This window comes from Streptomyces sp. DT2A-34 (genome assembly GCF_030499515.1).
Lineage (GTDB): Bacteria > Actinomycetota > Actinomycetes > Streptomycetales > Streptomycetaceae > Streptomyces.
Genome location: NZ_JASTWJ010000001.1, coordinates 6,361,260 through 6,383,166, shown reverse-complemented (window position 1 = coordinate 6,383,166; position 21,907 = coordinate 6,361,260). Strand labels below are relative to the sequence as shown.

At 70.9% G+C, this 21,907-nt stretch carries 16 protein-coding genes and 4 pseudogenes; 9 read left to right on the top strand and 11 right to left on the bottom strand.

What is annotated here, in order from left to right; genetic code table 11:
- On the bottom strand, window positions 1-462 hold the full coding sequence (locus QQM39_RS28600) for an Lrp/AsnC family transcriptional regulator (protein ID WP_302000431.1): 462 nt from the start codon (window positions 460-462) through the stop codon (window positions 1-3).
- Between the two features lie 107 nt (window positions 463-569).
- Between QQM39_RS28600 and QQM39_RS28595 the strand changes: the two genes are divergently transcribed.
- On the top strand, window positions 570-1,460 hold the full coding sequence (locus QQM39_RS28595) for a bifunctional 2-polyprenyl-6-hydroxyphenol methylase/3-demethylubiquinol 3-O-methyltransferase UbiG (protein WP_302000430.1): 891 nt from the start codon (window positions 570-572) through the stop codon (window positions 1,458-1,460).
- Between the two features lie 47 nt (window positions 1,461-1,507).
- Here QQM39_RS28595 and QQM39_RS28590 read toward each other — a convergent pair whose 3' ends face one another.
- The 3 genes and pseudogenes from QQM39_RS28590 to QQM39_RS28580 all read right to left on the bottom strand — a co-directional run.
- Window positions 1,508-2,275: a PE-PPE domain-containing protein gene (locus QQM39_RS28590; protein ID WP_302000429.1), complete on the bottom strand. Its 768-nt coding sequence runs from the start codon at window positions 2,273-2,275 to the stop codon at window positions 1,508-1,510.
- A gap of 222 nt (window positions 2,276-2,497) precedes the next feature.
- Entirely contained in the window at window positions 2,498-4,153 is a 1,656-nt protein-coding gene (locus QQM39_RS28585; protein WP_302000428.1) for a hypothetical protein, read from the bottom strand.
- A 523-nt stretch (window positions 4,154-4,676) separates the two neighbouring features.
- Window positions 4,677-4,766, bottom strand: a pseudogene (locus QQM39_RS28580) (helix-turn-helix domain-containing protein); the annotation flags it as partial.
- A 419-nt stretch (window positions 4,767-5,185) separates the two neighbouring features.
- On the opposite strand from QQM39_RS28580, the pseudogene QQM39_RS28575 reads away from it, so the two are divergent.
- From QQM39_RS28575 to QQM39_RS28555, 5 genes and pseudogenes are all read left to right on the top strand, one after another.
- Window positions 5,186-6,181, top strand: a pseudogene (locus QQM39_RS28575) (BTAD domain-containing putative transcriptional regulator); the annotation flags it as partial.
- 692 nt (window positions 6,182-6,873) lie between these two features.
- The gene (locus QQM39_RS28570; protein ID WP_302000427.1) at window positions 6,874-7,587 is read left to right on the top strand and encodes a DUF6585 family protein; all 714 of its coding nucleotides are present in this window, start codon (window positions 6,874-6,876) and stop codon (window positions 7,585-7,587) included.
- 126 nt (window positions 7,588-7,713) lie between these two features.
- Window positions 7,714-7,893 (top strand): annotated as a pseudogene (locus QQM39_RS28565) (LLM class flavin-dependent oxidoreductase); the annotation flags it as partial.
- Between the two features lie 100 nt (window positions 7,894-7,993).
- Window positions 7,994-8,491 carry a hypothetical protein gene (locus QQM39_RS28560; protein ID WP_302000426.1) on the top strand — a complete coding sequence of 166 codons (498 nt, stop codon included), beginning with the start codon at window positions 7,994-7,996 and terminating at the stop codon, window positions 8,489-8,491.
- A gap of 63 nt (window positions 8,492-8,554) precedes the next feature.
- Window positions 8,555-8,881: a hypothetical protein gene (locus QQM39_RS28555; protein ID WP_302000425.1), complete on the top strand. Its 327-nt coding sequence runs from the start codon at window positions 8,555-8,557 to the stop codon at window positions 8,879-8,881.
- A 207-nt stretch (window positions 8,882-9,088) separates the two neighbouring features.
- On the opposite strand, the gene QQM39_RS28550 is transcribed toward QQM39_RS28555, so the two are convergent.
- The gene (locus QQM39_RS28550; protein ID WP_302000424.1) at window positions 9,089-9,490 is read right to left on the bottom strand and encodes a VOC family protein; all 402 of its coding nucleotides are present in this window, start codon (window positions 9,488-9,490) and stop codon (window positions 9,089-9,091) included.
- Window positions 9,491-9,590: 100 nt separating this feature from the next.
- Between QQM39_RS28550 and QQM39_RS28545 the strand changes: the two genes are divergently transcribed.
- Window positions 9,591-11,078, top strand: coding sequence for an alginate lyase family protein (locus QQM39_RS28545; RefSeq protein WP_302000423.1), 1,488 nt, complete (start codon window positions 9,591-9,593; stop codon window positions 11,076-11,078).
- Between the two features lie 66 nt (window positions 11,079-11,144).
- Here the strand turns inward: QQM39_RS28545 and QQM39_RS28540 are convergent, their stop codons facing one another.
- Together QQM39_RS28540 and QQM39_RS28535 are read right to left on the bottom strand one after the other, a co-directional pair.
- On the bottom strand, window positions 11,145-12,620 hold the full coding sequence (locus QQM39_RS28540; protein ID WP_302000422.1) for an MFS transporter: 1,476 nt from the start codon (window positions 12,618-12,620) through the stop codon (window positions 11,145-11,147).
- 86 nt (window positions 12,621-12,706) lie between these two features.
- On the bottom strand, window positions 12,707-14,104 hold the full coding sequence (locus QQM39_RS28535; RefSeq protein ID WP_367669184.1) for a DUF445 domain-containing protein: 1,398 nt from the start codon (window positions 14,102-14,104) through the stop codon (window positions 12,707-12,709).
- Window positions 14,105-14,306: 202 nt separating this feature from the next.
- Here QQM39_RS28535 and QQM39_RS28530 point away from each other — a divergent pair, with 202 nt between their 5' ends.
- A complete protein-coding gene (locus QQM39_RS28530) occupies window positions 14,307-15,644 on the top strand; it encodes an SGNH/GDSL hydrolase family protein (RefSeq protein WP_302000420.1) in 1,338 nt (445 codons plus the stop codon).
- Window positions 15,645-15,831: 187 nt separating this feature from the next.
- On the opposite strand, the gene QQM39_RS28525 is transcribed toward QQM39_RS28530, so the two are convergent.
- From QQM39_RS28525 to QQM39_RS28510, 4 genes and pseudogenes are all read right to left on the bottom strand, one after another.
- Window positions 15,832-16,524, bottom strand: coding sequence for a DUF1707 domain-containing protein (locus tag QQM39_RS28525; protein WP_302000419.1), 693 nt, complete (start codon window positions 16,522-16,524; stop codon window positions 15,832-15,834).
- Window positions 16,525-16,557: 33 nt separating this feature from the next.
- Window positions 16,558-17,576: pseudogene (locus tag QQM39_RS28520) on the bottom strand (ATP-binding cassette domain-containing protein).
- 9 nt (window positions 17,577-17,585) lie between these two features.
- Window positions 17,586-18,350, bottom strand: coding sequence for an ABC transporter permease (locus tag QQM39_RS28515; protein WP_302003756.1), 765 nt, complete (start codon window positions 18,348-18,350; stop codon window positions 17,586-17,588).
- A 58-nt stretch (window positions 18,351-18,408) separates the two neighbouring features.
- Window positions 18,409-19,209: an ABC-2 family transporter protein gene (locus tag QQM39_RS28510; protein ID WP_302003754.1), complete on the bottom strand. Its 801-nt coding sequence runs from the start codon at window positions 19,207-19,209 to the stop codon at window positions 18,409-18,411.
- A gap of 227 nt (window positions 19,210-19,436) precedes the next feature.
- On the opposite strand from QQM39_RS28510, the gene QQM39_RS28505 reads away from it, so the two are divergent.
- On the top strand, window positions 19,437-21,818 hold the full coding sequence (locus QQM39_RS28505; protein WP_302000418.1) for a transglycosylase domain-containing protein: 2,382 nt from the start codon (window positions 19,437-19,439) through the stop codon (window positions 21,816-21,818).
- Window positions 21,819-21,907 lie beyond the last annotated feature (89 nt).

Genomic DNA, 21,907 nt, shown 5'->3' with positions numbered 1-21,907 from the left:
TCAGTGGGTCTCGATGGGCGTCAGTACGCGCGTGCCGGTCTGGTGGTAGATCACCGAGCTGCGAAAGCTCACCACCTCGCGGCGGGCGCTGAAGCGGTCCATGAGGAAGGCGTGCAGGTGCTCGATGTCCGGGACGGCCACGTGGACGACGAAGTCGTCGTCGCCGGAGACCACGAAGACCGAGACGACCTCGGGGAGTTGGGTGAGGTAGCTCTCGAAGTCATGGATCACCTCGCGGCTCAGGGGGCGCAGCCGGGCGAAGACCAGGGCCTGGAGCGAGCGGCCCAACAGGCGTGGCTGTACGGCCGCGTGGTAGCCGGTGATCACACCGCGGGCGCGCAGGGCGCGGACCCGTTCCAGGCAGGTGGAGGGGGCGATGCCGACCCTGCGGGCGAGTTCGCGGTTGGTGAGCCGTGCATCGCGCTGGAGATGGGTGAGGATCGCCGAATCAGTGTCGTCCATGGCCGTCATTCTTCCCGGGGTTCCGAATTTGGTTCGGTCGAGCCGCCCAACTCCCGTATTGCGCCCTAGATTTCCCTCGCCTGTCGGACCGAAGGGAGCCCTCGTCCATGACGATCGCTGTGCCAACCTCAGTGACGACCGCCGCCGCTCAAGCCGTCGCCCCACCTGAGGGCCGACCCGTCGATCAGGCCGTCGACCACTACGACCGGTTTCTCGCCGAGCACTACACCTGGATGCTCGGCGGCGATCTCGACGCGCTCGCGGCGGTGCAGCGCGCCTCCCTCTCGGGGTGGGGTGTGACTCCCGATGCGGCTGCCTGTCCGGCAGCCGGGTCGCTCGCCGTGGATCTGGGGTGCGGGCCGGGGCAGGCGAGCCTCGCGCTGGCCGGGCTCGGCTTCGACTCCGTCCTCGCGGTCGATCTGAGCCGGCCGTTGCTGGGCGAACTCGCCGCACACGCCGCCCAGGTGCCGGCAGTGCGGGTGATGCGGGCGGATGTGCGGACCGCGTTGCGGGAACTGGTGCGGCCGGGGTCGGCGGGGGCCGTCGTATGCCTCGGTGACACGCTGACCCATCTGCCGACCCGAGGGGATGTGGCCGCCCTCTTCGCCGACGTCGCCGCCGCGCTCGCGCCCGGAGGGACGGCCGTGTTCGCCTACCGGGACCTGACGGTCCCGCTCACCGGCACCGACCGTTTCCTGCCGGTCCGGGCCACCGAGGACCGGATCATGACCTGCTTTCTGGAGTACCCGGACGACTACGACGACTACACGGTCGTCGTGCACGACCTGATCCACACCCGCGACACCCCTGACGCCAACTGGACTCTCACCGCCCGCAGTTACCGCAAACTGCGGCTCTCCCACACGTGGGTGGTGGAACAGCTCCGCACGGCCGGGCTGCGCGTCAGGCACGAGGAGAGCGGGCCGGGGGGCATGCGGACGGTCGTACTCGAGCGTGGGACGCGGGGCGTGGGAACGCCCAGGTCAGGGCCTGCCTGAGCCTGCCTGACCTGGGCGTTCATGTCCGGGGCGGGTCCCGGCGTACGTCAGGACTCGTACCAGAACACCCCGTCGAGGCCGTCCTCGGCGATGGTCCGGGCCATGACGTTGCCGTCCTGGACGTAGCGCCCGTGCTTGTCGGTGAGGAAGAAGTCGAACGCGGCCACGGGCGTCGTGGCGTCGCAGGCCAGGTCGCCGCGGATGCAGAAGCGGGCGACCGGGACGCCCGGGAACTCCTTGGGGCCGGGGCCGGCGGAGGTGAAGCCGAAGGCGCCCAGGCCCTTGGGGACCTTGGCCCACATGCCGGTTTCGGGCTGCTTCGGGTCGGCGTACAGCATGCCGTTGACCTGGTCCCGGGGGATGTCCGTGGCGCCGTTCGCGATCGTCTCCAGGACCGCGTCCGCGGCCTGCGCGCCCTGCGAGTAGCCGACGATCGTGAGACGTGCGGTCGGGTCCTTGCGGTGGGTCTCCACGGCGGCGGCCAGGAGGTTCTCGTAGCCCTGGGCGACGCTGCTGTCGTAGCTCTGCGCGGTGATGTCCGGCGTGTTCTGGCCGTTGAGCCAGGGGCCGGCGCTGGCCGGGTAGCAGACGGGGACGACCTCGGCGCCCGCCTCCAGGTGCTGGTTGGCGAAGCCGTACGTGCGGGTGCAGTCGGGCGCGGGCAGCGCGGAGCCGGTGCCGCCGAGCTCGATGTAGTAGTGGCGAGGGGCGTCGTCGGCCTGGGCGACGGTGGGTGTGAGGGCGGCGGCTGCGGTCATCGCCGCCGTGACGGCGACGGCCTTGACGCGTCGCGTGAGTCGGTTGGTCTTCCGCATTGGGTGTTCCCCCGGTTCCGATGGCGTGCGGGTGCAGGTGGTTGGTGGGACGGCGCCAGACGTTAGGAACGGGCGATGAAATCGTCGTGAACCTCGATCCGGCGGAGGCGCGAGACGCCGGGGGCTGGGCACTGGGCACTGGACGCCCGGCACTGGGCGTTGGTCGTTGGTCGTTGGTCGCTGATCGCTGATCGTTGGCCGTTGGCCGTTGGTCGTTCGTCGCTAACGCTGTTGGTGGGCCTGGGCGAGGTGATCTTGCAGGCGGGCGTGGCGGAACTGGTAGACCGCGCCGGCCTGGCGCAGTACGCCGCGCTGGTAGGCGTCCTCCAGGAACGCGACCACGTTCCAGGGCAGGCGGCCGGTCAACGGCAGCCAGATGCGGGTGAGGACCAGCCACTGGCCCCAGGCGGTCAGGGTGAGGGCGAAGCCGAGGGCGCCGCCGAGGCCGCTGATGGTGCCGAGTACGAGGCCGGCCGTGGGGCTCCAGACGAGCTGGCCCAGGTGGCCCTGGAGGAGGTCGACCACGAATCCGGCGCCGACTCCGACCACCACGCCGAAGAGGGGCGCCCCGATCAGCAGTTGGGTGAGGACGGTGCGGCGGTTCGTGTGCAGGAGGCGGCGCGGGTTGACGGCGGACTTGAGGTCGAGAGGAGTTTCCAGGTGGTCGAGGAGGCAGAAGGTGATCGCGGCGCCGCCGCAGAAGACCAGGCCGTAGACGACCCCGTCGACCAGCGCGAGATCCAGGCCGACCGAGAGTCCGGCCTGCCAGTGGAACGTGTTGACCATGCCGACCACGAACCCGTAGCCGAAGCCGAAGGCCAACCCGCCCAGTCCCCCGATGAGGTGGCGGTGCCCGGACTTCCACTGGACGGTCGCGGGCCTGCCGCGGATGCGCAGGCGCATGGCGGACGGCAACACCGCCCTGTCCTTGACCGCGAACATGAGCCAGTACGCGAACCCGAACATGAGTCCGGAAAGGAGCCCTACGGCCGTCGCGTCCACGATCGGGAACGGCAACGGGTTGCCGATGGCGAAGGAGACGGCACAGTCGACGAGCGCGATGACCAACCCGGTCATCACCGCGGTGACCAGTGTGCGCGCGGCGGGGCGCAGTCCGCTGCCGAGCCGCCACCAGGCCAGGTCGGGGGTGTCGAGTCGGGTCAGGTGATGGGCGAGGTAGCCGAGCCAGTGGCGGGCGCGGTCGGGGTCGAAGGCGGGGCGTGGTTCGGCGCCGGGGGGTTGCGGGAGCTGGTGGCGGTAGACGGTGGGGAGGAAGTTTTCGAGGAGGTGGTCCTCCAGCTCCTCGGCGCTGCGGAACCGTTCGGTGTCCAGCAGCGAGGCCGGATCGTGGTCGGGGGTGTCGCTGTAGATGGTGCGGGCGAGCGTGACCATCAGTGGGGTCGTCAGGACCGTGGCGAGGGGGGACGCGGCCCCGTCCTGTGACTCCTCGCCCAGTTCGGTCAGGACGTGCTTCCAGGCGTTCGTGTCCGGGTCCGCGCGGCCGGTCTTGCGGGTGGTGAGGGGCAGGTAGTCGGCCAGGTCGTCGAGGGTCAGGTCGGTGAGTTCGATCGCGGCAGCGGCGGTCAGGACGTCGGTTTCGGCGACCGCGGCGGCGTATTCGTCGGGGCGGCTGGTGAGCAGGAGGGGGAGGGTGGTGGCGTTGAGGGCCTCCAGGGCGGGGCGGTGCAGGCCGTCGGCCATCTCGTCGAAGCCGTCCAGTACGGGGAGGATACGACCGGACTCGACCAGCGCGGAGGCCAGGCTCTCCCCGCCGGGGCCCTGTGCGGCGTAACCGGGGTGATCGCGCGTCAGCCGAGCGGTCAGCCAGTCCCGCAAGGTGATCTTGGTGGGGTTCCAGGCGCCGATGCTGAAGATCACCGGGACGGGGTCCGTGGGGCTGCGTGCGGCCAGGCAGTCGAGGACGAAGCGCAGGGCCAGGATCGTCTTTCCCGAGCCCGATCGGCCCCAGCACCACCAGTCGTCCGGACGGGATGCGCCGGAACGTCTCGGTGATCTCGTCCAGTTGGCCGTCCAGGTCGACGGGGTCGGCCGGGGCCGTGTCCCCGGGGCGGCGCCGGAGGATGATGTCCCAGTGGTCGGTCAGGGTCTCGGGGGCCGTCCGCCAGCGGACCGGGAGGGGGGAGGGGTCCTGGACCTGCCGCTGTTCTTCCTCGCGCTGCCAGCGGGCGGCCACCAGTCTTGCGAGTTGCTCGGCCGGGTCGGGGGGCGAGGCGGGGGCTGCCGGCTCGGGCTTGGGATCGGGCTCGGGCTCGGGCTCGGGACCGGAATCCGGATCAGGTGGTGCGGGCTGTCCCGGGTCGAGCAGGCCGGCGGCGATCAGTAAGGTCTCTCGGTCCTCGGGGCCCAAATTCATGGCGCCGGCCAGTTGCTCCACCGTGTTCATACGGGGGTTGGAGCGCTTGCCGGTTTCCAGGCCCCGGATCGTGCTCACACTCAACCTGGAGCGCTCCGCCAGCTGCTCCTGGGTCATCCCCTTCTCGCGCCGCAGCCGCCGTAACTCATCGCCGAACTCATTGGCCACAGTTCACGGCCCTTCCCCCTCAGAAGTCGATTTCCGCAGGTGGGGGACAGTAGCGCGGCTACCGGTCACATATGAACGGTTCGATGGCCTGTCCACGCTTCCTCCACCTCCGCGACCTTCGATGGCATCGACGGGATCGACATGGATCGACATGGATCGACCGGGTCGAGTGCATCGACCGGTCCGGAGAACGGGGAACCACCATGCCTTCGACGACCTCACGCCAGGGGCGCCCGAGCCATCCGAACCACCCGAGCCATCCGAACCACCCGAGCCACCCGAGCCACCCGAGCCACCCGAACCAGCGGAACCACCCGAGCCACCCAAGCCGCCCGAGCCCCACGGCCCTCACCGCTCGGGAGCGCGAGGTGCTCTATGCGCTCGGATGCGGCCTGGGGGACGCCGAGATCGCCGACGCCCTCGCGCTGCCCGAACATGTGGTGGCCGGACAACTGGGCCGCGTGCTGGTGAAGTTGGGGCTGCGGGACCGGGCCGCCGCCATCGTGTACGCCTTCGACTGCGGTCCGGTCCGGCCCGGCCAGGGCCCGCGTCGGCAGGCGGCGACGCGGGCCCTGGCCGGGGGCCGGCAGCGGACAGGCCCCGCGTCCGGGCCTTGGCTTCGGGTCTCCGTGCTCGGTCCGTTGCGGGCGTGGCTCGCCGGGCAGCCCGTGGACGTCGGCCCGCTGCGGCAGCAGGCCGTCCTGGCGGCGTTGGCGCTGAGCCCGGACCGGTCGGTCAGCCGACGGGAACTGCTGGACGGCGTCTGGGGGATGGAGTCGCCGGGCGGGAACGTCGTACCGGTCTATGTGTACCGGCTGCGCAAGAGCCTGCGTCTCGGGGAGAGCCCGGACTCGGTGATCCGGAGCGACCGGTACGGCTACGGGCTGGTGCGCGGTGTCGCCGAGGTGGACGTGGCGTGCGTGGAGGAACTCGTCACCGAGGCCGGGGCGGCCGAGCGAGCCGGTGACCTGTCCGAGGCGGTACGGCTGTGCGCCCGGGCACTGGAACTGTTCCGGGGCGAACCGCTCGCCGGACTGCCCGGCCCCTTGGCGGAGTTGGAGCGGCTGCGGCTCACCGAGCGCAGGGTCGCGCTGGCACAGCGGAAGGCGGAGTGGCTGCTGCGGCTCGGCCAGAACGCCGAGGCGATCGCCGAACTGTCCGCGCTGGCCCTGGAAGAGCCGCTGAACGAACCGGTCGCGGCACTGCTGATGCACGCGCTGCAACGCGGCGGCCGACGCGCCGAGGCCTTGTCCACCTTCGACCGCACGACCCGGCGGCTCAGGGAGGACCTGGGGGTGGCTCCGGGGGAACTGCTGGTGCGGGCGCGGTGGTCGGTCCTTCGTGGGGGTGGGGCGGGTCCGGGGCGGGGTGGGGCGGGTCCTGGCCGGGAGGGCTCGGGTTCCGGCCGGGGCGGCTCGGGTTCCGGCCGGGAGGGCTCGCCTTACGGCCGGGAGGGCTCGCCTTACGGCCGGGAGGGCTCGCCTTACGGCCGGGGCGGCGCGACTCACGGTCAGGGCAGCGCGACTCACGGTCGGGGCAGCGCGGCTTCCGGCCGGGCTGGCGGGACTCACCGTGGGGACGGCTCGGCTCAGAGCCGAGACAGCGCGACTTCCAGCCGGACCGGCACAACCCACCATGGGCACGGCTCGACTCAGAGCCGAGACAGCGCGACTTCCAACCAGACCGGCACAACCCACCATGGGCACGGCTCGACTCAGAGCCGAGACAGCGCGACTTCCAGCCAGACCGGCACAACCCACCATGGGCACGGCTCAACTCCCGGCCGGACCGGCACGACCCACACTCGGGACAGCCCGGCTCCCGGTCGGGACAGCACGCCCCACAGCCGGGACAGCACGCCCCACAGCCGGGACACCTCGGCCACCAGCCGAGGCAGCGCGACTCCCGACCGGACCGGCGCAACCCACCGTGGGAACAGCTCAACTCCCGACCGAACCGGCACGACCCCCAGCCGGGACAGCGCCACCCCCAGCCGGGACAGCGCCACCCCCAGCCGAGACAGCGCGGCTCACCTCCGTAGGCAGGCCGGTGCCGCATGAGTGAGCAGACTCCCCCGGGCCGTGCCGGCGACCGCGCCGACAAGTTGCTGCTGGCGAGGGTTTCCGAGGCCGCGGGCCGGGCACGGCTCGGCAGGCGGCGGGCCACCTATCGGGCGCCGCTCGCCGAACCCGGCCTCTGGTGGGCCGCCGCCGGGGGACTGCGTCGCCTGCTGTGGGCCGGCGGCAGGACGGAGGCGAGGGCGGGCGCGGGCGCGCGGCTGGACTTGTACGAGCACGGGCTGACGGTGACCGTCGACGGGCGGATCCGTGTCGTCCGCTACGACACCACCGTGGTGCGTCGACGCAGGGTGCTGTCCCCGCAGGGCCTCGCCCGCGCCCATCTGCTCGTCGACGTCGACGGTGAGCGGATCGTGCTGCGCTCCGGCGACTTCGGCCACCCGGAGGCGTGGGAACCGGAGATCCGCCGGGCCGTCACCGCAGCCCAGGTACCGCGGGCTCTGGCCGCGCTGGCCGAGGGGGCGCGACTCGTCTTCGGCCCCGTGTGGATCACCCGGGACAAGGTCGGCTCCCGAGGGACCTCCCTGCGTTGGGCGCAGATCCAGCGGATCGAGATCCTCAACGGCTCCGTCGCCGTACGCGCCGCCGGCCGGTGGCAGGTGTGGGGAACCGTCACCTCCGGGATCCCGAACCTCTGCGTCCTCCACGCCCTCGCCGAGCACCTGACCTCCGCTGACCGGGACGACGACTGACGTACAACCCCCTTTGACGTACAGCCCCTTTGCCGTACGACGCCTCGCACGTACGCCCCTCGTTTCACGGCGATTTCACCGCCCGCTCCTAGCGTCCGACCGGACGCGCCGGCGGCCCAACCCCGCATGCACGCGTACTACGCCTTCACCGGCGTGGCCGACCGCATGGTCGCCGGCCTGCTCACCACCCCGGCCGAGATCCGCGCCGCGCTCACCGCCTTCGCCGACCTGGGCGCGGACGAGGTCATGCTCTACTGCTACGGCCTCGACCCGGACCAGGTCGACCGCCTCGCCGACGTGCTGTAACGCCCCTGTTGCCGGAACTGTGGGCTCCACCACAGCCGGGTGCGCCGGGCCCTGTTGGACTCGGCTCACCCGTCCGTCGTCCGCCCGGCCCGGAGGCCACGTGTTCCTGCTGATCCTGCTGTTCGCCGTGGTCGCGGTGATCGTCGCCGTGGGTCTGTGCGGATACGGCGGCCGCACGCTGGCCGACCACGGCCTGCGGCGCGCGAGCGCTCCCGCCGCGCTGCGCGGCGTCGCCGCCCTCGCGGGTGCGGGCGCCTGCGCCCTGTGCGCATGGGGGCTGCTCGCCGTCTGCGGCGCCGTCATGACGGCCGAGGACGGCGGCACCGACTCGTCGCCGCCCCGGTCCTGCCGTACGGCGGGCTGGTCGGAGCGGCACCAACAGGGCATCGAGATCGTCGACTACAAGATCCCGTACGTCCCGCTCGGCTTCGTCTGCGAGACGAGCGACGGCGGAAGGTACGACAACGGTGACGTGCCCGGGTACGTCAACCCCGCCGTCCTGGGCCTGGCCCTCACCGCCGCCGGGGGCGCGATCGGCTCGGGGTACGTCTCGGAGCTGCGCGCCCGGGCGGAGTTGCGGAGGGGCGGGGCCGGTTAGCCTCGGTTCTCCAGGGACCGGCAGAAACGGTCGGGGCCCGGCAGAAGGTGGTGGGAGGCAGACATGGCGAAGATCCCCAGCGCGGTGGTCGCCGGGGGCGGGCTCGTAGGTGCCCGCCGCGCAGCGGCTGTCGGATGCAGCGAGGTGGCCCGCTGGACCAGGAAGCGTCAGCTGGGCGGGGCCGTACTGGCCGTCGCGGGGGCCACGGCCGCGCGGCAGTGGCGGCAGCAGGCGGGCGGCAAGGCCGCGGGGGCGCTGACCGCCGCGTATGTGGCCGCCTTCGCCGGGTCGCATCCGCTGGCCAAGAAGGTGGGTGCCTGGCCCGCTGTCTTCGGGGTGGCGGGGGCGGTCGCCCTGGCGTCCTGGGCGGTGGCGGACCGCAAGGGCTGAGGCGACGGGCTTGCCCCCCTCCGAGCTGGTGGTGGACCTGCGGGGACGGTCGTTCGACGCGCTCGACGACTTCTGGGACGCCCTCGCCGGCCCGCTCGGGCTGCCGGAGGGGTTCGGCCGGAACACAGCGGCCCTGCGGGACACCCTCCAGGTCGGGGACATCTCCGAGGTCGTCGACAGCTACGACGTGCGTTCGCGGGCCCGCGGTCACGGCTGGTCACCCACGTCGTCCCGGACTGACGTCCGTCCGGCGGGCAGGTGCGTCAGCACATTCACCACCCGTCCGTTCGGATCCCGTACGAAGAACCGCCGTACGCCCCATTCCTCGTCCCGAAGCTCCCGTACGACCTCGGCGCCCGACGCCACCACCTGCGCGTACACGGCGTCGACGTCCTCGACCTCCACACTCAGGTCGGGGACGACGGGCGCGGTGCGTTCCTCGGTGAAGAAGCTGATCTGGGCGGTGGGGTTGGCGGGGGAGGCCATCGTCATCATCCAGCCCATGTGCATCACCTCCTCGAAGCCGAGCAGGCCGTAGAAGTCCCGGCTTGTCGCCATCTGTTCCTCGGCGTCGACCTTGATGTCGGGCATGATCCGGCGGATGGTCATCGCTGCGGCTCCTGATCGGCGTCCGGAGTTTCTGTTATCCCCCGCAGTCTCCCCCGTCTCCTCACCGTCCCCAGCCGCAGGCACGCGAGGAATTGACGACGTGACACGACAGATCAGCCGCCGGAGCATGCTCAAGGCCGCGGGCGCGGCAGCCGGAGCCGTCGGTATCGGTACGGCCGTGCTGCCCACCCCTGCCGCGGCGGCCGGCGCCTACGCCCACCCCGGCCTCCTGCACACCCGCGCCGACCTCGGCCGTATGGCCGCCAAGGTGAAGGCCGGCGCCACTCCCTACACGGCCGGGTTCGCCAAGCTGACCGCCAACCGGCACTCCCGGAGTGGCTGGGCGGCCAACCCGCAGGAGATCGTGTACCGGGGGGCCGGCACGCCCCAGAACTACGCGACCCTCTACAACGACGTGCACGCCGCCTACCAGAACGCCCTGCGCCACCACGTCAGCGGCGACAGCGCCCACGCCGACACCGCCGTCGCGATCCTCAACGCCTGGTCGGCCAAACTGACCGCGCTGCACGGCAGCGCCGACCGCTTCCTGGCCGCCGGTCTGTACGGCTACCAGATCGCCAACGCCGCCGAACTCGTCCGCGACCACCCCGACTTCGAGCTCGACCGTTTCCAGGAGATGCTGACCGGCGTCTTCGCGCCGCTCAGCGACGACTTCCTGCTCAGGCACAACGGCGCCGTCGTCTCCAACTACTGGACGAACTGGGACCTCGCCGCAATGTGCTGCGTCCTGGCGACCGGCATCTTCTGCGACGACAAGGCCCAGGTCGCCCGCGCCGTCGACTACTTCAAGAACGGCGAGGGCCTCGGCTCGATCAAGCACGCCATCCCCGTCGTGCACGACGACGGACTCGCCGAGTGGCTGGAGGCCGGCCGCGACCAGGGGCACGCCCTGCTCGGCGTCGGCCTGATGGGCACCTTCTGCGAGATGGCCTGGAACCAGGGCATCGACCTGTACGGCTACGACGACAGCCGCTTCCTCAAGGGTGCCCAGTACGTCGCCAAGTGGGCCATGGGCGGTGAGGTGTCGTTCACCGCGAACACCCGCAGGAAGGGCGCGATCAACGGCTGGTCGGGATCGGAGACCGTGACCTCGGCCGCGCCCGTGGACCCGGCGATGGCCCGCCCCATCTGGGCGATGATCGCCAACCACTACACCAAGCGCCGGGGCCTGTCGGCGTCGTACCTCACGCAGGTCGCCGCGAAGTCCGCGCCGGAGGGCGGCGGCGGGGACTACGGTCCCAACAGCGGCGGCTACGACCAACTGGGCTTCGGCACACTGGCGTTCACCCGGGACAAGGCCACGGGGACGTCAACCGGCGGTTCGACCGGTCCGGCGGCGTCAGCGTCCGCGTCCCCCGCTGCCGGTTCGGGGTCGGACCCCCGACCGCAGACCGGCGGCTCCACGGCATCGCCCTCCGCGTCCGCCTCCTCCGCGTCCGGCGGTGACCTCGCCGCCACCGGCTCGAACGACGTCATCGGCTGGACCGCCGCCACGGGCATCACCGCCCTCGCCGGCGGCGTGCTCCTGCTGCGCCGCCGCGACCGGGCCCGGCGCGCCTCGCAGTAAGGGGCGAGCGAAGGACTCCGGTCCCGGCTCTACACCGGGGGAGAGCCGGGGCCGGTGCCAGGTCCCCTACGCCCCCGCCCGAGCCGGCCTGGCCACCGCCGTGAGCGGGCGGGCGACGTCCTCCAGCGACCGGCGTTCCGCGCGTACCGCGAGGAACGCCGCGGCCAGGCCCGCCAGGCACATCAGGGCCGCGCCGATCTGGAAGGCGAGGACCGTGTCGCCGACCCTGCCGGTTTCGGTGAGGTCGGCGAACAGCAGCGGCCCGCTGATGCCGCCGGCCGCCGTGCCCAGGGCGTAGAAGAAGGCGATGGACATCGCGCGGGTCTCCATCGGGAAGACCTCGGAGACCGTGAGGTAGGCGCTCGACGCGCCCGCCGAGGCGAAGAACAGGACCGCGCACCAGCAGGCCGTCAGCGTGGCCGCGCTGAGCGCGCCCCGGTCGAACAGCCAGGCGGTGCCGAAGAGCAGCAGGCCCGAGAGCAGGTACGTCGACGAGATCATGACCCGTCGGCCGACCGTGTCGAACAGCTTGCCGAGCAGCAGCGGGCCCAGGAAGTTGCCGACCGCGATGACGGCGAAGTAGTAGCCGGTGTTGCCGCTCGGGACGTCGAAGAACGTGGTCAGGATCGCGCCGAAGCCGAAGGTGATGGCGTTGTAGAGGAACGCCTGGCCGATGAACAGGGCGAAGCCGAGGATCGCCCGCCTGCGGTACTTCGAGAAGACCGTGCGCCCGATCTCCAGGAACGTCACGCTCCTGCGCTGGTGGATGGTGATCTCGCCCTCGGCGCGCGGCAGCGGCTCGTTCCGCTCGGCCTCGACCTTCCGCTCGATGGACGTCACGATCCGTTCCGCCTCGTCGTCGCGGCCGTGGATCAGCAGCCAGCGTGGGCTTTCCGGGACGTGCCGCCGGACAAGGAGGATGACCAGGGCGAGGACGGCGCCGAGCGCGAACGTCAGCCGCCAGCCGAGGTTCGCGGGCAGGACCGCCGTGTTCAGCGCGACGATCGACAGCAGCGAGCCGCCGACCGCGCCCAGCCAGAAGCTGCCGTTGATCATCAGGTCGACGCGGCCGCGGTACTGGGCCGGGATCAGCTCGTCGATCGCGGAGTTGATCGCCGCGTACTCGCCGCCGATGCCGAAGCCGGTCAGGAAGCGGAACAGGAAGAACCACCAGGTCTCGAAGGAGAGCGCGGTCAGGGCCGTCGCCGCCAGGTAGACCGCCAGCGTGACCATGAAGAGCTTCTTGCGGCCCCATAAGTCGGTCAGGCGGCCCCAGAACAGGGCGCCCAGGCAGGCACCGGCCACATACAGCGCGGCGGCCAGGCCGGTGACCTGACCGGAGGTGATCGGCAGTCCGCTGCCGGGCTCGGAGAGCCGGGGCGCGATGTTGCCGACGACCGTGACCTCCAGTCCGTCGAGGATCCACACGGTGCCGAGACCGATCACGATCGTCCAGTGCCAGCGCGACCACGGGAGGCGGTCGAGGCGGGCGGGGATGTCGGTCGTCACGGTACGGCCGGTCTCGGCCTGCGCGGTGGTCATGGGCTCCCTCCTCGTCGAGCGGAACCCGGGTCGGGTGCCCGAAGGGGGGTGTCCTACGCCCCACTACGCCACCACTACGGCTCCGTCTACGCCCCCAACGCCCGCGACACCGTGTAGATCACCAACCCGGCCAGCGACCCCACCACAGTGCCGTTGATCCGGATGAACTGCAGGTCGCGACCGATGTGCGCCTCGATCTTCTTCGTCGTGTGCTCGGCGTCCCAGCTCGCCACGGTGTCCGTGATCAGGGACGTGATCTCCTTGCGGTAGGTGGTGACGACGTACACCGCCGCGCCCTCCACCCAGCTGTCGACCTTGGCCTGGAGCCGCGGCTCGACCGCCATCCGCGATCCCAGCGACAGCAGCGAGGCACGCACGCGCAGGCGCAGCTCACTGCGCTCGTCCTCCGCGGCCGAGACGATCATCGACCGTACGGCGGTCCACGCGGACGCGATCAGGTCCTGGACCTCGCCGCGCCCCAGCACCTCGCCCTTGAGCCGCTCGACACGCGTGCGGGTGTCCGTGTCGGACTGCAGGTCGGAGGCGAAGTCGGTGAGGAAGCGGTCGAGGGCGCCGCGGGCCGGGTGGGAGGGCATGTCGCGCATCTCGGTGACGAAGCGGAGCAGCTCCTTGTAGACGCGCTCGCCGACCCTCTTGTCGACGAACTTCGGGGTCCAGCCGGGGGCGCCGCCCTGGACGGCGTCCATGATCTCCTCGTCGTGCAGGATCAGCCAGTGCTGCGCCCGCGCGACGATCAGGTCGACGGCCCGCTTGTGGCCGCCGTCCGCGACGATCTTCTCCAGCATCTTCCCTATGCCGGGCGCGATGTCCTGGGCGTCGGCACGACGGGTGATCGCCTCGCCCACCACCGCCTGGACGTCCGAGTCGCGCATGACCGTCAGGGCACCTCTCAGCGCCGCCGACAGCTCCGCCGTCACCCGGTCCGCGTGCTCGGGATCGGCCAGCCATCCGCCCAGCCGGCTGCCGATGCCGACGGCGCGCAGCCGCTGCCGTACGACGTCCTCGGAGAGGAAGTTCTCCCCGACGAACTCACCCAGCGAGACCCCCAGCTGGTCCTTCTTGTTGGGGATGATCGCGGTGTGCGGGATGGGGATGCCCAGCGGGTGACGGAACAGGGCCGTGACCGCGAACCAGTCGGCCAGCGCGCCGACCATGCCGGCCTCGGCGGCCGCGGCGACATAGTTCGCCCAGTCCCCCGCACCCGCGTTCGCGGCCCACTTGGCGAGGACGTACACCAGCGCCACGAACAACAGCATCCCGGTCGCGGTGATCTTCATCCGCCGTACGCCGCGCTGTTTCTCCTCGTCGGCGGCGGTGAACGTGGTCATCGCACGTACGGCCGATACGGGGACGCGCCGGTTATCGGCGGCATCCGGCCGGGCATGCTCCTCTATGTCAGATGTTCCCATTACATCCGGATTCGTACGTTCCATCCGCTCCACCCGTCCAGTGATCCCCCGCACACATTGTCCCTTCCTGACCGACTCCTGGAACGAATCAGGAGTTCCCGGCGTCTGTCGGATGGGGGGAGGTCGATGGCGAACTCCGGATGAACTCCGGCGGCCCAATGGGGGGTCCGTGCAACTCCCCTCTGCCTCATGACGCATCATGAGGTGATCACATCGGAGCCTCGGGCTCCCATCCGCCCGAGGAGACACGCACCGCATGACCAGGCGTAACGGTTATGCCTTGCTCGCCGCGATGGTCGCTCTGATCGTCACGCTTTCGGCCGCCATATACATCGGATTCGCCTCCGACGAGGGCAGCGCCACCGGCAAGAGCGCCCCCGCCCAGGAAGGCGCCGCGCGGGGCCCCGCCGCCCCCGCCTCCACCGGCATCTGGGTCGGCGCCTGGTCCGCCTCCCCCGTCGGCGCCGAGCCCGGCACCGAGGTCGCGGGCCTGGCGGGCAACTCGGTCCGCAACGTCGTGCACACCAGTGTCGGCGGCAAGAGCGCCCGGATCACCCTGTCCAACCTCTACGGCCAGTCGGCACTGACGATCACGCACGCGTCGATCGCCGTCTCCGCCGGCACCGGGACCGCGGCGGCCGTCGCGGACACCATGCGCAGGCTGACCTTCGGCGGCAACCCCACGGTCGTCATCCCGCCGGGGCAGCAGGTGCTGAGCGACGCCGTGCGCCTGGCGATCGCCGCGGACAGCGACGTCCTGGTCACCACCTACTCCCCCACCCCGTCCGGCCCGGTCACCTTCCACCCCCACGCACGCCAGACCAGTTACGTCGCCCAGGGCGACCTCACCGAGGACACGACCGGCGTGGCGTACACCGGGCGGGTCGAGGCCTGGCGGTACCTGACCGCGCTGGACGTCCTCAGCAACGAGTCCGACGGCACCGTCGTGGTCTTCGGCGACTCGCTGACCGACGGCATCACGTCCACCGAGAACGCCAACCGCCGCTGGACGGACGCCCTGTCGCGCCGGCTGCGCACGGCGATCGCGGCCGGCGAGAACGTGCCGCGCTACAGCGTCGTCAACCAGGGCATCAGCGGCAACCAGATCCTCGCCAGCGGCTCCGGGCGCCCCGCGGACAACCAGGCCGGCATCGGCCGGTTCAACCGCGACGTCCTCTCCCGTACCAACGTCAAGGTGGTCGTCATCGACCTCGGCGTCAACGACATCCTGCGCAACCCGAACCTCGCCGACCCCGACCGCATCCTCGACGGCCTGCGCACCCTGGTCCGCCAGGCCCACGCCCGCGGCCTGAAGGTCATCGGCGCGACCCTGATGCCCTTCCAGGGCCACCGCGGCTACACCGACGCCCGCGAAGGCGTACGCCAGCAGATCAACGCCGAGATCCGCGCGGGCCGGGTCTTCGACGCGGTGGCGGACTTCGACAAGGCCGTCCGCGATCCGTACAACCCCCGCAAGTTCCGCCCCGACTACGACTCGGGCGACCACCTCCACCCGAGCGACAAGGGCTACGAGCGGATGGCGGAGGCCTTCAACCTCCAGGACCTGAAGGGCGCGGCACCGGCGGAGCTGTAGGGGCCGGCCAGCCTGCGGGCCGTCGCGGCCTGCTCAGCCCGCGGGCCGTCGCAGCCTGCTCAGCCTGCGGGCAGTCGTGCCGCTGGGGCGGCGCCCGTCCCAAGGAAAGGCGGCACCCCGCCAGCGCCGGGCCGCGCGACCCACCCCGCCCAGCCACAACGCCGGGCAGCACACGGCAAACGGCAGCTCAGTCCAGCTCCCGCCGCCCAGCCTTCCGCTCCAACTTCTCCCGCCGCCGCGCCTCCCGAACCTCCTGCCGCTGCGCCCGCGTCAGCTTCCGCTCGACCCCGACCCCACCCCAGAAGGCGAACCCGGTCACGATCACGCGCGGCGCGCCCGGATCCCCCGGCACGCCCTCCTCACGGTGGTCGAAGCCCCCCATGATCCCGAACCCGCGCACCACGACCTCGACCCCGGGCGGCACCACGACCTGGACCCCGCCCATGATCGCGACGCAGTTGATCTCGATCTCCCGGTCCGCGAAGTTCGCCTCCCGCAGATCGATCTCCCCGCCACCCCAGAAGGCGAGGCAGTTGAACCGCCTCGGCGCCGTCCACCGCCCCTTGCGCTGGAACCCGGACATCACGGCGACACCCCACGTCGACGACCCCTCACCGCCGACGATCCGATCCGCCCAACTCCCCTCCGAGAGCTCGGCCTTCTTCACCATGTCGACCTTCGGAACGGCGACCGCGCCGACGGGCAGATCCCGGGTGATCGGCGCCAGTTCCCCGTACGTGCGCGCCTTGTACGTGGCGTCCAGACGTTCCCCGAACTCCTCCATGTCGAGCCGCCCCTCCGCGAGGGCGTCCCGCAGGATCTCGGCGACTCGTTCACGATCGGCGTCGGAGGCGCGAAGCTCCGGGGCATCGTCGGTCATGCACAGCAGCCTACGAGCAACCCCGCCCCGGGGCTACGAGACCGCCTTGCCCGAGTTCCCCGCGTTCGCCGCCTTCGCCGCCTGCTCGGCGTACATCTTCGCGATCACGGCCTCGATGTCCGGCTCCCGCACCGACAGATCCACCAGCGGATACTCCGCCGCGATCCGCGCCACCAGCACCGCCGCCGACTCGGCCGCCGGAAACGCCAGCCACTGCCGCGGCCCCTCCACCTTCACCACCCGCGCGGGCGGCGCCTCGATCGGCGGGAGCTCGCGCTCCAGGTCGACCACCAGGGTGCGCTCGCTCTCCCCACCTCGTGCAGGCCGGCGAGCGGACCGTCGTACATCAACCGCCCGTGGTCGATCACCATCACCCGCGAGCACAGCTGCTCGATGTCCTGGAGGTCGTGCGTGGTCAGCAGCACCGTCGTGCCGCGCTCGCTGTTCAACTCGCGCAGGAACTCCCGGACCTTCGCCTTGGAGATGACGTCGAGCCCGATCGTCGGCTCGTCCAGGTACAGCACCTCCGGGTCGTGCAGCAGCGCCGCAGCGATGTCGCCGCGCATCCGCTGGCCAAGGGAGAGCTGGCGCACCGGGACGTCCAACAGGGCGGACAGATCGAGGAGTTCGACGAGACGGTCGAGGTTCTCGCGGTAACGGGCGTCCGGGATGCGGTACATGCGGTGCATCAGCTTGTACGAGTCGATCAGCGGCAGGTCCCACCACAGGGTGGTGCGCTGCCCGAACACCACCCCGATGCGGTGCGCGAGCCGCATCCGCTCACGGGACGGGTCGATGCCGGCCACCCGGAGCCGGCCGCCGCTCGGGGTCAGGATGCCGGTCAGCATCTTGATCGTCGTCGACTTGCCGGCGCCGTTCGGCCCGATGTAGCCGACCATCTCGCCGCGCGCCACGCGGAAGGAGATCGAGTCGACGGCCCGCACCTGCCGCCGCTCCCGCTTCAGGAAACCGGTCTTCTTGCGTACGTCGAAGACCTTCTCGACGCCGTCGAGTTCGATGAACGCGTCCGCGTCCGTGTTCGTGTCCTCCATCGTCTGCCCCTAACTTCCCGTACTCCGATACGACCGCAGCCCGGCCCGCCACGCCAGTCCCGCCGGCGCACAGCACGCCGCCGCCACCAGCGGGGAGACGAAGGCCGCCCACTGCGGCAGGTCGAGCGGATACGGCCGCTCCAGCACATAGGCGGCCGGCACCCAGTTGACGAAGGCGAGCGGCAGCATGAACGTCACCCCGCGCACGAAGTCCTTGCCGAACACGGTCGGCGGGTACTGCAACAGCGTGGTGCCGCCGTACGTGAACGCGTTCTGCACCTCGGCGGCGTCCTGCGCCAGGAACTGGAACGCCGCGCCCGCCACGAACAGGGCGCAGAAGATCACCCCGCCGCTGACCACCATCACCGGCACCAGCAGCACCTTCGCCGGGGTCCAGTCGACGTCGACCGCCGACAGCCCCCAGCCCAGCACCAGTACCCCCTGGGTGATCCGGCCCAGGCGGCGCAGCGCGAAGTGGTCCGCGGCGACCTGGGCGAGCACCGGGGCGGGCCGCACGAGCAGCGTGTCGAAGGAACCGTCGCGCATCCGGCCGCCGAGGACGTCCATCGAGCCGAACGTCAGGTCGGCGAGCCCGAACGCCGTCGCCGAAAGCCCGTACAGGAAGGCGACCTCGGCCAGCGGCCAGCCGCCCAGCGAGTCGACCTGCGAGAACATCAGCAGGATCGCCACGAAGTCCAGGCCGGTCACCAGCAGGTTGCCGAAGACGGTGACCACGAAGGAGGCGCGGTAGGTCATGGTGGACCGGATCCACATCCCGGCGATCAGCCGATAGGCCCGCAGCCCCTCACCCGCCCTGGCGACACCGGAGAACTCAGCCACCCTGCACCACCACCCGCCGCGTCGCCGCCGACTGCACCAGCCGCCCGGCCGCCAGCAACGCCACCGCCCACGCCGCCTGGAAGGCGTACGCCCTCAGCGGGTCGGTCTCCCCCATGAGCACGTCCGCCGGCATCTGCAGCTGCGCCGCCCACGGCAGCACCCGCACGATGTCGCCGAACACTCCGGGGAAGGCGTTCAGGGGCAGCACCATGCCGGAGAAGAAGATCCCCGTGATCATCAGGGCCTGGTTGACGCCCATGCCGTCCATCAGCCAGAACACGCTCAGCGCCGCCAGGTAGCGGATCGCGAAGCTGACGACCGTCGCCAGCAGGAGGGCGACCACGAAGGCCGCCCAAGGGGTGACGTCCGTCGGCAACGCCATCGGGAAGAAGACGGCGCCGAACACGAACGGGAGCACTCCCCGCCCCAGCATCTGGAACAGCGCCCGCCCCACGTCGCCCGCCAGCCACCACAGTTGGAGATCGGCCGGCCGGTACAGGTCGACGGCGATCTCACCGGTGCGGATGCGCTGCATCAGGTCCTTCTCGGCACCGCCGCCCTGAATGGCCAGCGTCGCGTAGAGGCACTGGCCCAGCCACACATAGGTCACGGCCTGCGCCTGGTCGTACCCGCCGAGATGCGGCTTCTCGTCCCACAGCGCCAAGTAGGTGTAGACGAGGATCACGCCGAAGACGGTGTTGGTGAACACCCCGGCCGCCGTCGCCGCCCGATAAGTCGCGTATCTTCTGAACCCGCCCACCGCGACGGCTAAGTACAACCGCCCCGATCCCACATCCACAGCCCTCCTCGCCCGCCCGGCGAAGCGCAGGAGCCTAGTGCGCGCGAGACGGGGGCTGCCAGCCAATTTCGGGGACGCCCGGCGCGAGAGCCTGCTCACTTTCCGGGGACTCGCGCCGTTTCCGGGAACGGAACGCCCGGTGCGAGAGTCTTCAATGGGGGCGCAGTAGGCGTACGAGGCGTACGGGAACGTACGACGCGAAACAGGAGTCCGTGCACGACATGAGCGACGAGCAGCAGCCGCCACAGCAACCGACCCGGAAGCCGGGGCGGCCGAAACGCACGGGCTGGCGACGGATCATCCCGACCTGGCGCACCGTGCTCGGCACCTTCGTCATCGGCGCACTGCTGCTCTTCGGCCTGTTCTTCCTCGGCTACTCCATGGTCAAGATCCCGCCGGCCAACGCGCTCGCCACCAAGCAGGCCAACGTCTATATGTACGCGGACGGCACCGTGATCGCCCGCGACGGTCAGGTCAACCGGGAGAACGTCACCCTCGCGCAGATGTCCAAGGCCGCCCAGCACGCGATCCTGGCCGCCGAGGACCGCGACTTCTACACCGAGTCCGCCATCGACCCCAAGGCGATGCTGCGCGCGGCCTGGAACACGGCCACCGGCAAGGGCAAGCAGTCCGGCTCCACGATCACCCAGCAGTACGTGAAGAACTACTACCTGCGTCAGGACCAGACCGTCACCCGAAAGGTGAAGGAGTTCTTCATCTCGATCAAGCTGGACCGTGAGGTGACCAAGGACGAGATCCTCGAGGGCTACCTCAACACCAGCTTCTTCGGCCGCAACGCCTACGGCATCCAGGCCGCCGCCCAGGCCTACTACGGCATGGACGCCAAGGACCTGGACCCGGCCCGCGCCGCCTACCTGGCCGCGCTGGTCAACGCGCCCAGCGAGTACGACGTCGTCGCCCACCCGGAGAACAAGTCCGCGGTCGTGGCCCGTTGGAACTACGTCCTCGACGGCATGGTCACCAAGGGCTGGCTGTCCGAGAGCAAGCGGGCGGGCATGAAGTTCCCGATGCCGAAGGAGGCCTCGGGCTCCACCGGGCTGTCCGGGCAGCGCGGTTACATCGTGGGGATCGTCAAGGACTATCTGACCAAGAACAAGATCGTCAGCGCCGAGGAACTCGAGGCCGGCGGTTACCGCGTCACCACCACCCTGCACAAGGACAAGCAGGACGCCTTCGTCGACGCCGTCAACGACCAGCTGATGTCCAAGCTGGACAAGAAGAACAACAAGGTCGACACCTACGTCCGCGCGGGCGGCGCCTCCGTGGACCCGAAGACCGGCAAGGTCGTCGCGATGTACAACGGCATCGACTACGTGAAGCAGTACACCCCGAACGCCACCCGCCGGGACTTCCAGGTCGGCTCCACCTTCAAGCCGTTCGTCTTCACCTCGGCCGTGGAGAACGGGTCGACCACGCAGGACGGCCGCCAGATCACCCCGAACACGATCTATGACGGCACCAACAAACGCCCCGTCCAGGGCTGGAGCGGCGGCAGCTACGACCCCGCGAACGAGGACGACGTCTCCTACGGCGACATCAACGTCCGTACGGCCACCGACAAGTCCGTCAACTCGGTGTACGCGCAGATGGCGGTCGACGTGGGTCCCGAAAAGGTGAAGGACACCGCTGTCGAGCTCGGCCTGCCGGCGAGCACCCCGGAGCTGTACCCGTCCCCGTCCATCGCGCTCGGCGTGGCCACCGCCAGCGTCCTCGACATGGCGGAGGCCTACGCGACGCTCGCCAACCACGGCAAGCACGGCACGTACACCATGATCGAGAAGATCACCAAGGACGGCGCCGACGTCATCGAGATGCCGAAGCGCAAGACCTCCCAGGTCGTCAGCCGCGAGGCCGCCGACACCACGACCTCCGTCCTGCAGAGCGTCGTCGACAACGGGACCGCCACCGCCGCCCAGGCCGCCGGCCGCCCGGCGGCGGGCAAGACCGGTACGGCGGAGGAGGACCAGGCCGCCTGGTTCGCCGGCTACACCCCCGAACTCGCCACCGTCGTCGCCGTCATGGGCCAGGACCCGGTCACGGCCAAGCACAAGTCGCTGTACGGCGCGATGGGCCTGGACCGCATCAACGGCGGCGGCGCGCCCACCGAGATCTGGGCCCAGTACACGAAGACGGCGCTGAAGGGGAAGCCGGTCAGCGACTTCGACCTGGAGCTCCAGGAGGGCGCCGACCAGCCCCAGTACCCGACGACCGACCCGACCCAGGGCGACCCGGGCACCGGTGGCCAGGACAACGGCGGCACCACCGGGGACACGACCACCGGCGGGACGGACACCGAGGGCCAGACCGGTGGTGAGACGCCGGGCCAGACGGACGGCGGCACGACGGGCGACACGACGACCGGCGGCACGACCGACGGGGGTACGACCACCGACGGCGGCACCACCGGCGACACCGACACCGGCGGCACGACCGACGGAGGCACGACCACCGACGGCGGCACCACCGGCGACACCGACACCGGCGGAACGGGCACCGGAGGCAGTACGGCCGGCGACACCACGACCGGCGGGACGGACACCGGAGGCGGCGGAACGACGGGAACCACGGGCGGGCCGGACTAGCGGCCGCCGGTCGCCGTCAGCCCCCCGACCGCGACCAGCAGCACGGAAGAAGGGGCTGGTGACGATGGTCACCAGCCCCTCGAACCACT